Genomic DNA, 13,589 nt, shown 5'->3' on the forward strand with positions numbered 1-13,589 from the left:
AAAAATAAGCCAGGCGGGAAGTATGAGCTTCCCGCCTGGCAGATGAGCTGGCATCGGCCTGATTGACGTATAGCGCCATCAGGCAATTTGCATCAGTTCTTTTTCACAAATTCAGATTTCAGCTTCATTGGGCCAAAGCCATCGATTTTGCAATCGATGTTGTGGTCGCCTTCAACCAGACGGATGTTCTTCACTTTGGTCCCGATCTTCAACATGGAAGAGCTACCTTTTACCTTCAGGTCTTTCACTACGGTAACGCTGTCGCCGTCAGCCAGCAGGTTGCCGTTGGCATCTTTAACGATCAGTTCGTCGCTGTCCTGAGCCGGTTCAGCATCGTTCCATTCGTGAGCGCATTCCGGGCAGATGAACATGCCGTTATCTTCGTAAGTGTATTCGGAGTTGCATTGTGGGCAGTGTGGTAATGACATGTGGATTTCCTCAAAAGTCAGCAGGGGCAAATGCGCCCAAAAATGGCAGATTGCCGAAAAAGGCCGCAATTATACATAAAATCCCTGCTTTTGTCGGGACTACTGCGCGATTATGCAAAATGATCTGCTGTAAAGACCCTTTGCTTTTACCTCAATGAAAGTATGGCGGAATATTTTTTAAGGGAAATTGCTACGCTTAGGTATTTAAGATAAGGTGAGGCGAAATATCTGATATTCATAGGTAACGTTGCTTACGGATGCCTAAGCCATTGTGATTGAATATCATTGACCCCCTTAATTTTAGTAGGGGGATTACGCGGGTATTTTTTAAAACTGAACTACGCTGTTTATCTTTCTTACTTATTACATAAGTGAGAGGCATCCGGCCAGCGGTTATACGCCAAATTTATTTTAATAATATCAGTTGGTTGTTTTGATTTTAATTATTTCTACACGTAATTATAAAAGCCAAAAAATCTATAAATAAAACGATTGGGCTAAATAAAAGTAATGCCATTTGCGTTAAGGAAGAATTTTCCATGCACACACAGACAATATATGAATTAAGTCAGGAAGCGGAACGCTTGCTGATGCTCTCGCTTGAACATCTCAGGCAATTGCAAAAATTGCCTATGACGTCGTTGGATGATGTCGCGCTAAAACAAGGAGAGCATAGCAGACAGGTGGTTCAGCCCCTGCATTTCAGCGCGCGTGGCATGGATGTCCAGCAGGCAACGCTCAATAATGAACTGCGTAAGATTACGCGTCTGGAAATGGTGCTGGCGATTGTCGGTACCATGAAAGCGGGAAAATCGACGACGATTAACGCGATTGTAGGGACCGAAGTTTTACCTAATCGTAATCGTCCCATGACGGCGCTACCAACGCTAATTCGCCATACGCCGGGGCAGAAAGAGCCGGTGTTGCATTTTTCACATGTCACGCCTATCGATGCCTTAATGAAGGTTTTACAGCAGCGCGTGCGCGAGTGCGATCGCCAGCGTCTTACGCAGACCCTGGAAATTGATAAGGATATGAATGTCCTGCTGCAGCATATTGAAAACGGCGTGGCATTTGAGCGGTATTATCTTGGTGCACAGCCTATTTTCCATTGCCTTAAAAGTCTGAATGACCTGGTGCGTTTGTCAAAAGCACTGGAAGTGGATTTTCCTTTTGCCGCCTATGCCGCGATTGAGCATATTCCGGTTATCGAGGTCGAATTTGTCCATTTGGCCGGTCAGGCGAGCTATCCGGGGCAATTAACCCTGCTGGATACGCCGGGGCCGAATGAGGCCGGGCAACCGCATCTACAAAAGATGCTGAATGAACAGTTGGCGCGGGCTTCTGCGGTACTGGTGGTGATGGATTACACCCAACTGAAATCGATTTCCGATGAAGAAGTGCGCCACGCGGTCATGGCGGTCGGCAAGTCAGTGCCGCTGTATGCGCTGGTGAACAAATTCGATCAGAAAGACCGCAACAGTGACGATGAAGAGCAGGTGCGGGCATTAATTTCCGGCACGCTGATGCAAGGCGGGATTGCCCCGGAGCGAATCTATCCGGTTTCTTCGATGTGGGGGTATCTGGCGAACAGGGCGCGTCATGAGCTGATGGCTCGCGGGCGGCTGCCGGATCACCAGGTGCAACGTTGGGTACAGGATTTTGCCGAAGCGGCACTTGGCCGACGCTGGTGCACCAACGATCTTGAGGATACGGAGCACATTCGCCATGCAGCCGATCTGTTGTGGGAGGATTCGCTGTTTGAGCAGCCGATCCAGAAAGTGATTCATGCCGCTTACGCCAATGCTTCGCTGTATGCGCTACGCTCAGCGTCGCATAAGTTATTGAACTATGCGCAAAGCGCGCACGAATATCTGGAGTTTCGCGCCCATGGGTTAACGGTTGCCTATGAAAAACTGCGGCTGAACATCACGCATATTGAAGAGGATATGCAGCAGTTAGAAGTGAGTCAGGGGCGGGTGAGTGATGAAGTCAGTCATGAGGTCGAGCTGGCGCTGGAGGCTGCCGCGGCCTATCTCAATGAGCAACAGACTGAGATTCTGTGCGGCATCAACACGTTCTTTATCAAAGAAAACGTCCTGATGATGTCACAACATGGCCAGGGGGCTGGCGTTTCCTCGGCAGAAATGGCCGGAGAAATGCTGGTGTTGCACGATGAAGGGCAGGCGAAAATCGTGCTGGATAAAATGCGCTCGTCCTGTGAAGTTGTCTTGCTGGCAGCGCAGGAAAGCATCAGTCGGGATTTAGCTCTGCGCTTTGAACAGCTTGAGTCGACGCTGTCCCGGGCGCTAAATGACGCCATGCGCCCCATTGAGCAGCGGGTGAAAGAGGAGCTGAACCACGCTGGTTTTCGTGCGCGGATCCGTTTTCCGGCGTTTCATGCGGCGATGTTTAACTTCAATACCCGCCAGTTGTTTAACGAGGCCATTGAGCAGGATATTCCGGCGGAAAATGCGCCGTCAACTGGCGGTGTGGTGCGTGATACCTTCTCTCGCTGGTTGAATCAGCCCAACTGGGGATGGAATGAGTACGTCGAAACAAAAACGCGTTATCTCATTGATATGGGCGCACTGCATAAGAACCTTGTGCACTATGTCACCCAGTTTTGCCAACAAATTCGTAAAGCTTTAGCTGCGCAGGTCGATATTTCCGTTACGGCAGGCATGGCCACGTTTTTTGCTGATTTTTCACTGTGTTTGACGCAATTACAGGCGAGCCTGCGTGAGAGTCTGACCCTGCGCCAGCAAAATGAATCTGCGGTGAATTCCTTGAACGAACAACTGCAGCATCGCATTACGACTGCGGCATGGCTTTATGAAGATTCCCGCTTGCTGCGCGACGATATCAATACCCTTTTTGCAACCGAGCACACATGACTAACGTGTTACTGGAAGGCCCCGGGCGGACGCTGGAGTGTGTCTACCCGAAGTTTATGGTCGATCTGGTTCAGGGAGATGAAACCAAACGTTCCGGCGGTTTTCTGCAACAACAGCAGCGGCTGCGTGCGCGTCTGACGCAGGAGGTGCTATCCCAGACGCAACTGCGAGCATGGGTGTTGGCAGGCGTGTCCAGCGAGCATCTGGTGATGCGTCTAAAACTGGTGGAAAAACTGGCGGGCATGATCGATCCGGGCCATCTGGCGCTGGTACGGATCGCCGAAGGGTTGATGTTTTTACAACAAACCGAACACCCGCGTGGACTCTCCACGCCTGGTCTTCTGCAGCAGATAAATTCACTCGCTGACTGGTTTACCCAGCGCGGCGCTTATAAAGAGAAGGCGGTGACGCAACGCGGCCTGACGGTGCAAGCGGGCGAACATAGCGAGCAAATTTTTACCCGCTGGCGGGCTGGCGCGTATGACGGCTGGTCGTTACCTGGACGCTGTTTTGTGGCGTTAGAGGAGCTGCGCTGGGGAGCCTTTGGTGACGCCTGCCGGTTAGCAAATGCCGATGTGGTGTCAATGCTAAAAGACAACCTGCGAACGATGGCTGCTCAGGCGCTGGCAGACAGCGTGAATGCGGCCCCCGCCACGCGTCATTACTATCATCATTGGCTCAGCACGCCGGTGGTTGGCGGCTCGGGTGAGCACAACGATATGTTGAGCTGGCTCGGGGACTGGTGCGATGCGCAGCGTCATCCGGTGAGCTGGTCGGTGACGCAGCGTTGGCAAAATGTGGCGTTGGGCATGCCGAGATTGTGTTCGGCGAAGCGGCTGGTTGATGCGATGGTTGAGGAGATTTTTGCACCGTCCCCGCTCATCAATTGAGCAGGAACGGTGAGTGGGATAAAGGCAGGTTTAGTGGTGCAGGGAGTCTGCCGGGGTAGCCGCCGTCTCATTGACGACCGGGTTTTTATTAAAACGTTTGGCATACAGCGCGGTGATAATCGGCACCAGAATCGCGGTGACTATCACGCTGGCGGCAACCAGCGCCGTAGCGGATGCGGCAACCGGTTCAAATGCCGGGTTAATCTGGGCGATAATCACCGGGTTTGCCACTGCAGCGCCTGCTGCAGAAGAGGCTGCTACGCCTGCCGTACCGTTCCCGCCACCAATAACGCGGTCAGCAATAATCAGCGGAATACCGGTGATGACGATAACCGCGACGCCCAGCAGGATGCCCAGCAGACCCGTATCAACGATGACGCTCAGGTTAATCGTGTTGCCCAGCGCGAAGCCGAAGAACGGGATCAGCACCGGCGTGGCTTTGCTGAAGAAGGAACGCAGATCGTGATCCAGGTTACCCAACGCAAAACCAATCAGGAACGGTAATACCGCGCCGACAAAATGGTGTGGTTCGAAGGAAGCCAGACCCGCGGAGCCGAGGATCACCATGGTCATTAACGGACCGGATTCCAGAGACATCAACACAAATGCGCCAGACTCTTCTTTGGTTCCGTACTGGTTCATCAGGCTGGCGTACAAACCGCCGTTGGTCATGTCCATCGCTGAAACAATTGCCAGTACCGAAAGACCGGCAAAGAACCCGGTTTGAATACCGGTATCAGGAATAAATGAAGCAGCAATCATTGCCACTACCCATGCCACGGCTATTTTAGTTAATACCAGTGTGCCGGATTTGCGTAATACCGTGCCGGTTGCTCGTAAATCAATAGATGCACCGATACAAAAAAACCACACTGCCAGAATCGGCACCGTTCCGCTGATCATTCCTTTGGTAAACGAACCGAAATACGCGCCGGTATCCGGAGCTAACGTATTTAACACTGCGCCTAATAACAGAGGAATCAACATCATTCCGCCAGGGATGCGTTCAATCGTGGCTTTAATTTTCATAAGCGTCCTCATCTCTTGTCGCAGGTAATACACGCGCAAGGAAATAAAAATTAATAAATTCAATTGGTTACTGGTGTTTCTTAACAAAGAAAACAGCTATCTCTTTGTTTTATAAAATCTAACGCGGCATACGTTGAGCGTGTTGCTGCTCCCAGGGATATTGCGTCTGGAATTAGTTTGCATTCATGGGAACATTGATTCAATCAAAATAAAACGATGTTTTAGTTATCTTCATCACATATTCCGAGCAAAAGTTCCTGAGTGCTCTGATTATTAAAAAAGCTGTGATCTTTTTGTGAAGAGATTAGGTGGGTTTTTGCCTAGCAGAATAATAGTGACTGTTGTGATTGTTGGTGCAACAAAGCGATTTATTCTTGTATTTAATTGCCAGAAAATCGCAAGCATTACATGTTAAAAAGTTGACTAAGAATGACCTGATTTACGCATGTTGACGAAATGGAAATCTATATGTGAAGTTGATCACAAATTTAAACACTGTTAGGGTAAAGAGGTCATTAACCGCCCAATCAGGCGTCAACAGGTTCGGTTGTACTGCTCGTTTCTCGTCAGTGTAAGTAAACCTGCTACGCTTGTTACAGGGAATGCGTCTGTGCATTCCCCGCTCGGTGATGACCTTGACGCAGGGGCGTTGAGGGACTCGATCTGTAGCGTGACAGGGCTAAGTCTATGAGGACGAGTATGCTAAAAAGGAAAAAAATAAAACCAATTACGCTGCGCGACGTTACCATCATTGATGACGGTAAACTGCGAAAAGCCATTACCGCGGCGTCGTTAGGTAATGCGATGGAGTGGTTTGATTTTGGTGTTTATGGGTTTGTTGCTTACGCATTAGGTAAAGTGTTCTTCCCTGGGGCTGACCCCAGCGTACAGATGGTTGCTGCACTTGCCACCTTCTCTGTTCCCTTTCTGATTCGACCGCTTGGCGGATTGTTCTTCGGTATGCTTGGCGATAAATACGGTCGTCAGAAGATCCTCGCTATCACTATTGTGATTATGTCGATAAGTACCTTCTGTATCGGTCTCATTCCCTCGTATGCCTCGATTGGTATCTGGGCACCGATTCTGCTGTTGCTGTGTAAAATGGCGCAGGGGTTCTCAGTCGGCGGAGAGTATACCGGGGCGTCGATTTTTGTCGCAGAGTACTCGCCAGACCGTAAGCGTGGATTTATGGGCAGCTGGCTGGACTTCGGCTCGATTGCCGGGTTTGTGCTGGGTGCGGGCGTGGTAGTCCTGATCTCAACTATCGTCGGCGAAGAAAACTTCCTTGAGTGGGGCTGGCGTATTCCGTTCTTCCTGGCGCTACCGTTAGGGCTTATTGGCCTGTACCTGCGTCATGCACTGGAAGAGACTCCGGCGTTCCAGCAGCACGTGGATAAACTGGAGCAGGGCGATCGTCAGGGACTGCAGGACGGTCCGAAGGTGTCGTTTAAAGAGATTGCGACCAGGCACTGGCGCAGCCTGCTGGCATGTATTGGTCTGGTGATTGCCACCAACGTCACCTATTACATGCTGCTCACCTATATGCCGAGCTATCTGTCGCATAACCTGCATTACTCTGAAGACCACGGCGTGCTGATTATTATCGCCATCATGATTGGTATGCTGTTTGTGCAGCCGGTGATGGGTCTGCTCAGCGACCGCTTCGGGCGCCGTCCGTTTGTGATTATGGGTAGTATTGCGCTGTTTGTGCTGGCTATTCCGGCATTTATTCTGATTAACAGTAACGTCATCGGCCTGATTTTCGCCGGGTTGCTGATGCTGGCGGTGATCCTCAACTGCTTTACCGGGGTGATGGCGTCAACGTTACCAGCGATGTTCCCGACGCATATTCGCTACAGTGCCCTGGCCGCAGCGTTTAACATCTCGGTATTGGTCGCCGGTCTGACACCGACGTTGGCCGCATGGCTGGTGGAAAGCACGCAGAATCTGATGATGCCTGCTTATTATCTGATGGTGATTGCGGTGATAGGTTTAATTACCGGCGTGACCATGAAAGAGACGGCTAATCAGCCGCTGAAGGGGGCTACGCCTGCCGCTTCGGATATTCATGAAGCGAAAGAGCTCCTCGGCGAGCACTACGATAATATTGAGCATAAAATCGAAGATATCGATCAGGAAATTGCTGAGCTGCAGCTTAAGCGTACGCGCCTGGTGCAGCAGCATCCGCGGATTGATGAGTAATCATGTGATTTATCATATCAACTTAAGGTTGGCTTAATCTGTGTCAGGTAAACTCTCCTCCAGAGTATTGGAGGAGAGTGTCATGAAAAACCGCATTTATGAAAGTTTGACCACCGTGTGCAGCGTGCTGATCGTCAGCAGCTTTTTGTACGTTTGGGTGAGTTCTTACTGACCTTTCGCTAATTCCACCCAAGCGCGAGTGCCGGTGGTTCCCTGACGATTTTGCAAATAGAAATGCCCGTGATGTAACTGGGTGATACGACTGACAATGCTCAGCCCCAGCCCAATCCCGCCAAAACGGCTGTCCATACGCACAAACGCTTTACTCAGCTCCCCGCATTTACTCTCATCAATGCCAGGGCCTTCATCTTCGACGGCGATAACGGCATCATGCTCTGTATTCAGGCTAATCGTAATATGGGTGCCTTCCGGGCTGTAACGATGCGCGTTCTCCACCAGATTTCGCAGCAGCATTCGTAATAGCGTCGCATCGCCACGTACGACAACGTCCGCCGTGCTTTGCGGTAGGAGCAGCGTCTGCTGACGCTGGTCCAGCATGGTGCTGAGTTCATCGTAGGAGGGCAAAATCACGTCCTCCAGCAGTTTGACGTGCTGGTAGCTCCCGGCCGAGAACGACTGTCCAACGCGGGCGAGTTGCAGCAGTTGCGACACGCTGCCCATCATTTGGTCAAGGCGGGCAATTAACGGTGAAACGTCGATCTTATGGGTTTTGGACAGTAATTCCAGATGCAGGCGAACGCCTGACAGTGGGGTGCGCAGTTCGTGGGCGACATCGGCGGTAAATAAGCGTTCGTTTTCAATGGTGCTCGTCAGCCGCGTCACCAGCTCGTTGAGCGCTGAGACGACCGCCTGGATCTCAATGGTTGAACTGTGAACTTCAATTGGAGTCAGGTTATCGGCTGCCCGCGTTTCTAACTCTTTTTGCAGATCCGCCAGCGGGCGAGTAATACGTCGCACTGCCTGGTAGCAAATCAGCAGCGTCAGGCTGACCATAAAGATACCGGGGACGATCAGGCTGGCGATGGCCTCGCGGATTTCATGCAGGATGTGGCGATCGTTGTTACGATTTTCGCGTAACGCCTGTTCGAATAGCTGTATTTGTTCGGTGCTTTCGTGCCACAACCAGAAGGTGCTAATCAACTGGAAGACCAGCAGAATAAGACCGATGGTCAGCATCAGGCGATGACGAAGCGGGAGCGGTTTTTTTAGATATTGCAGTAGCTTCACTTAGCTTTCCTCAGTGGCAACCAGCATATAGCCAAATCCCCTGACTGTGCGGATACGTGATTTACCCACTTTGTCCCGCAGGTTGTGAATGTGCACTTCCAGCGTATTGGTCGACGGTTCGTTATCCCAGCTGTAGATGTCGTTATACAGGATCTCCCGGTGTACCGGGCTGCCCGCTTTAAGCATCAGGCGCGACAGGAGTGCGTATTCTTTCGGCGTTAAGATAACCTCTTGTCCATCCATCCACACCTGGCGACGACCGATATTCAGCGTCAGATTACTGACAATGAGTTCACTTTCACCCTGATTGTTATGACGACGCAGCAGCGCCCGGATGCGGGCATGCAGTTCTTCCAGTGCGAACGGTTTGACCAGATAGTCATCGGCGCCAACGTCCAGCCCGCTGACCCGGTCTTTCACCGTATCGCGGGCGGTGAGGATAAGCACCGGCACGGTGTATTTTTTCTGTCTGATGCGGTTCAGGAAGTGCAGGCCGTCTTCATCCGGTAAGCCCAGGTCCAGAACCACCAGACTGTAATGGCCGGTCTCCAGACACTGCTCCGCGGCACGGGCCGTTGATACGCCGTCGCAGGCATAGCCTTCTGTTTGCGCGGCGAGTATCAGTCCCTGTAATAACAACGTATCGTCTTCAACAATCAGAATTTTCATTCGTTTAGCCTCCCCGGCAGGGTTGCAGAATATCATCTGCCGCCTGATATTTCTGTGTTTGCACGCCTGTTAATCCCAGCAGGGTTGAGAAGAGATTATCCTGTGAGAAGTCCTCTGAGCCTGCCCGTTTTTGCAAACATGTCTGAGAGACTTGATAGCGTTGCTGATAATCTTCTGAGAGCCACAGCAGCATCGGCACATGTTTTTGCGTATCTGGCGCAATCGAATACGGCAGGCCGTGTAAATAGATGCCATTTTCCCCTAAGGATTCACCGTGATCGGAAAGGTAGACCAGGCTGGTGGTGAAATTATCCTGATGCTCTTTCAGTATATTGATTGCTTTATCAACAATATAGTCGACGTAAAGAATGGTGTTGTCATAGGTATTGACCAACTGTTGCTGTGAACAAGTCTGGATTTCGTTGGTGTCACAGGTTGGCGTAAATTTCTTGAACTGCGCAGGATAGCGGTTGTAATAGGTCGGACCGTGGCTGCCGATGGTGTGCAGCACAATCACGCCGTCGCCTTGCAGGTTATTAATGTACTCTTCCAGCCCGTGGAACAGCACGTCATCGTAGCATTCCCCGTCAATACACTGCCCTGGCAGGTTCAGCTTAGTCATATTCTGGTGCGGTACCCGGTCACATGCCCCTTTGCAGCCGCCGTCGTTATCGTTCCACAGAACGTTAATTCCCGCCCGCTGAATAATGTCGAGCACGCCTTCCTGATGCTGCGCCAGTTCTTCATCGTAGTGCGCGCGTGGCATACCCGAGAACATGCAGGGGACAGATACTGCCGTTGCCGTTCCGCAGGATGTGGTACGGGGGAAATAGACCACATCATCTTTTTCCAGCAACGGGTTGGTCTGGCGCGAATAGCCTGACAGCGAGAAGTTATCGCCGCGTGAGGTCTCGCCGAGCACCACAATCGTCAGGTTCTTACGCTTTTCTTTCACCATCAACGGATTGCGATGGGCGTCTTCACCAATGCGTACCAGCGGCAGGTGGGCCAGCCTCTGGTGTGAATACCAGGAAGAGGTCGCCACAATGCTGTTGGATGGGCTGAGGGATTTCACCAGTTCTTTATTGTTGCGAAACAGTGAGGCGTAATCTTTGTAGAAGAACGCGGCGACCAGCACGATCAGCAGCGCGGAGATCAGAATATTCGCGCCACGGAACAGTACGCTGCGCATGGCCGGGGCGATCGGTTTGATTCTTATCCAGCAGGCAATGAGCGCGGCGAGAATGCCGCTCACTCCGAGCGTGATGAGCATTTGCGGTGTCAGCAAAGCAAAGGTTTCGGCGGGTGTGGTGTCCATCATATTGGCGATCATCGAACGGTCAATGATGATGCCGTAGGTCATGATGAAATATTGGGCCGATGCGCCAACCAGAATGAAAACGCAGGCCACCAGGCGATTAAGCCACAGGAATGAGGCCAGCGTCAGCACAATGTTCATGACGCTGAAAGCGACGACCGGCATCGACAAAAACACCAGCAGGTTGCGCACAGAATCCAGGGGCAGTTCTTGCAGCACTTGTTTATAGAACGCAATGTTCAGGAAAGTCGCAAGATAAAATGAGATCAGGAGAAGCCAGCTGATTAGCCCGAGAGTGGGTCTTTTAAACAGGTGCTTTAACATTAAGGGGGTTCCATCGACTAAGTGGTACAAATCCTCTCAAAGTAAAATTAAGCCAACCTTAAGTTCTTAATGTTGATTTCAGGAGTCGCGGGGGGCGGCGTTGGCCCGATGAACTTACGCCATCGGGCAACGACGACTGTTTGCGTTAGTTATTGTTTACCGGAGCATCCAATGGATATGGGTTTTTATGGATCCGATTGTAGTTCAGTGCATACAGCGCGGTGATGATCATCAGTGTGACGAATGACCACATCACCTCTTTGGCACCGGAACCGACAACGGCCCAAATACAGTAAACAAAAGCGATAAAGGTCACCAGTAAGTACATCGGACGCGCTTTACCAAAGTGACCATGGCCGAGCAGCAGCAGCGCGGCGCAGGTGTAAAGATACGGCACCAGCGTGAAAATAACGGAGACCGAAGAGACCAGACCAAACTCTTTCGCAGCGTTTGGCGACATGCTGCTGAACTGGAAGATGGTCATCAGAACGCCGACGATAATTAACCCGGCTACCGGCGTACCGGCTTTGTTAACGCGGGCAAAAATCGGTGGGAACAGGCCGTCATCGGCTGCCGCTTTGGCGGTTTGCCCGGCAAGCAGCGTCCAGCCGCCCAGGGAACCAAGGCACCCGGCCGCGGCACAGAAGGAGACAATCGCCCCAGCGGTGTCTCCCAGCGCCATGCGTGCGGCATCACCGAACGGGGAGGCTGAAACACGCAGCGCCGCGTTAGGGATCATACCCATAATCGCCGTGGTGGAGAGCACATAGCAAACGGCGGCAATCAGCACGCCGCCCATGGTGGCGATAGGCACGTTACGTTTGGGATTTTTAACCACACCTGCCGCGACGGAGGCGCTTTCCACGCCGATAAATGACCACAAGGTTACGTTCAGAGTGCTTTGAATCGCACCGAAGGTGTTCATACCGCTGACGTTCCATGCCGCCATATAGGTTTCACCCCGGAACCAGAACCAGCCGAAGACGGCAATACCGACAATTGGCACCAGCGCCAGTACCGTTGCGACGGCCTGTACACGGGTGATCATTTTCGGTCCGACAATGTTCAGCAACACGAAGATCCACAGCACCACGACGCAGGTCAGCGTCAGGACCAGCGGATCTTTTAAGATGGGGAAGAAGTAGCTCAGGTAACCGACGCCAATAACCACCATGGCGATGTTACCAATCCAGCAAGCCAGCCAGTACAGGACGTTGGTCTGGTAGCCCAAAAAAGGACCGAAACAGCGGCGGGCATAAGCGTAAGAACCACCGGGACTGGAGTCTAAGGACGACATTTTCGCGTACACCATCGACAGCGCCAAAGCACCGATAATAGTGACCAACCATCCGTAGATTGCAATCCCGCCAGTTGACGCAAGGTTTGCGGGTAGCAGGAATACACCGGAACCCATAATATTCCCCGACACCATAAGGGTGACGGGGATTAAGCCCACTTTGTGAGCATCAGCATCCGTCGACATATTTAGTAACTCCTGATAAGGATAAATGACGTCTTATCATACCTCTTCAGAAGACTATTTTATGATGGCGGACTGGGGGTATCGCTAATGCTGATATTATTATGGCTTATCGCTAACTGATTAAAAATCAGGCAGCGGATGGCTCCCTATGTTGACTGACATAATGTAGAGGCGTCATCCCATAGAACTCTTTAAATACGGATATAAAGTACGAGGTACTGTTATATCCGCACAGTTGAGAGACCTGGGAAATGTTTTTGCCATCCATCAATAATTGATTGACGGCATAACGCATGCGACACGTGGTAATTATTTGGCTGTAACTTGTATTTTCACTTTTGAGCTTTTTCTTTAACAAACTGGGGCTCAGGCATAAGCAACTGGCAACCATGCTTAAATTCCAGTCTTTATGTATATCGCTCTCAATAATGTGATAAACGCTGTCGCTGATACGACTGCGTAGTATATGCATGAGCAGAGAAATAAACTTTTTGCTGCCGAGAAAGCGTGATAACACCGTGAACAGTAGCGAGCGCGTGCGCACACTTTCACCTTCGTCCATTGTGTCCATTACGCTATATTGGGCAGCCACCCGGAAGACATCCGGCGTCAGACAGACGGCGGTCATCACTGGGTTGGCACTGCGTTGCCAGAGTGGGATCTGTGAAAGGTCTTTATTTAAAAAACGTAGATAGTCTTTAATGATATCACGGCTGATATGTACGACCAGTGCGTTATTAAGTGATGAGAAATCGATAATATTATTATCGCATGCTACCAGCGCCATATGATTAGCTTTTAAGCTGATGGCTTCTTTACCGTTAATCCTTAACCAAACATCCTTCTCCGTTAATACAACAACACAAGCTGCTCTGCTGCAAACCCTCATACCCAAACTCCAGGAATATGAACATAAAACACCGTAGCTCACCATCAGATGAACCATATCGGCTAAATTGAAATTGTATGATGAATCCAGGACCGCATTAAAATAACGTGTCTGAAATTAATTACAATGTTTGGTGGGAATTTTCTTATGTACACTTTTTTTTACGCAAGTGGAAACGTGATATTTGCGTATAAAAAAAGCGCGGGGTGGTC

General features: G+C 50.9%; 11 protein-coding genes. 4 read left to right on the forward strand and 7 right to left on the reverse strand.

From position 1 onward, the window contains the following. Positions 1-92 precede the first annotated feature (92 nt). On the reverse strand, positions 93-428 hold the full coding sequence (locus HV334_RS01790; protein WP_003031835.1) for a zinc ribbon domain-containing protein YjdM: 336 nt from the start codon (positions 426-428) through the stop codon (positions 93-95). Between the two features lie 539 nt (positions 429-967). On the opposite strand from HV334_RS01790, the gene crfC reads away from it, so the two are divergent. Together crfC and HV334_RS01800 are read left to right on the forward strand one after the other, a co-directional pair. Then, the gene (gene crfC / locus HV334_RS01795; protein ID WP_047416018.1) at positions 968-3,325 is read left to right on the forward strand and encodes a clamp-binding protein CrfC; all 2,358 of its coding nucleotides are present in this window, start codon (positions 968-970) and stop codon (positions 3,323-3,325) included. Next, on the forward strand, positions 3,322-4,215 hold the full coding sequence (locus tag HV334_RS01800; RefSeq protein ID WP_016155403.1) for a diguanylate cyclase regulator RdcB family protein: 894 nt from the start codon (positions 3,322-3,324) through the stop codon (positions 4,213-4,215). Before crfC ends, HV334_RS01800 begins: the two co-directional genes overlap by 4 nt. 30 nt (positions 4,216-4,245) lie before the next feature. Here HV334_RS01800 and kdgT read toward each other — a convergent pair whose 3' ends face one another. Further along, on the reverse strand, positions 4,246-5,244 hold the full coding sequence (kdgT, locus tag HV334_RS01805) for a 2-keto-3-deoxygluconate transporter (protein ID WP_016155482.1): 999 nt from the start codon (positions 5,242-5,244) through the stop codon (positions 4,246-4,248). Between the two features lie 699 nt (positions 5,245-5,943). Here kdgT and proP point away from each other — a divergent pair. Together proP and pmrR are read left to right on the forward strand one after the other, a co-directional pair. Continuing rightward, positions 5,944-7,446 carry a glycine betaine/L-proline transporter ProP gene (gene proP / locus HV334_RS01810; RefSeq protein ID WP_103767207.1) on the forward strand — a complete coding sequence of 501 codons (1,503 nt, stop codon included), beginning with the start codon at positions 5,944-5,946 and terminating at the stop codon, positions 7,444-7,446. Between the two features lie 82 nt (positions 7,447-7,528). Continuing rightward, the gene (gene pmrR / locus HV334_RS01815; protein ID WP_016155406.1) at positions 7,529-7,618 is read left to right on the forward strand and encodes an LpxT activity modulator PmrR; all 90 of its coding nucleotides are present in this window, start codon (positions 7,529-7,531) and stop codon (positions 7,616-7,618) included. Here the strand turns inward: pmrR and pmrB are convergent. From pmrB to HV334_RS01840, 5 genes are all read right to left on the reverse strand, one after another. Beyond that, positions 7,612-8,694 (reverse strand): two-component system sensor histidine kinase PmrB, encoded by a 1,083-nt coding sequence (pmrB, locus tag HV334_RS01820; protein ID WP_181221103.1) that lies wholly within the window; start codon positions 8,692-8,694, stop codon positions 7,612-7,614. The genes pmrR and pmrB overlap by 7 nt on opposite strands. Further along, complete coding sequence (gene pmrA, locus HV334_RS01825) at positions 8,695-9,363, reverse strand: two-component system response regulator PmrA (protein ID WP_016155408.1); 669 nt, start codon at positions 9,361-9,363, stop codon at positions 8,695-8,697. It lies immediately after the preceding gene. A 4-nt stretch (positions 9,364-9,367) separates the two neighbouring features. Beyond that, positions 9,368-11,005 (reverse strand): phosphoethanolamine transferase EptA, encoded by a 1,638-nt coding sequence (gene eptA / locus HV334_RS01830; RefSeq protein ID WP_049043178.1) that lies wholly within the window; start codon positions 11,003-11,005, stop codon positions 9,368-9,370. A 145-nt stretch (positions 11,006-11,150) separates the two neighbouring features. Then, the gene (adiC, locus tag HV334_RS01835) at positions 11,151-12,488 is read right to left on the reverse strand and encodes an arginine/agmatine antiporter (protein ID WP_016155410.1); all 1,338 of its coding nucleotides are present in this window, start codon (positions 12,486-12,488) and stop codon (positions 11,151-11,153) included. 127 nt (positions 12,489-12,615) lie between these two features. Continuing rightward, on the reverse strand, positions 12,616-13,377 hold the full coding sequence (locus tag HV334_RS01840) for an AraC family transcriptional regulator (RefSeq protein WP_016155411.1): 762 nt from the start codon (positions 13,375-13,377) through the stop codon (positions 12,616-12,618). Positions 13,378-13,589 lie beyond the last annotated feature (212 nt).

The organism is Citrobacter sp. RHBSTW-00944 (genome assembly GCF_013615435.1).
GTDB lineage: Bacteria > Pseudomonadota > Gammaproteobacteria > Enterobacterales > Enterobacteriaceae > Citrobacter > Citrobacter braakii.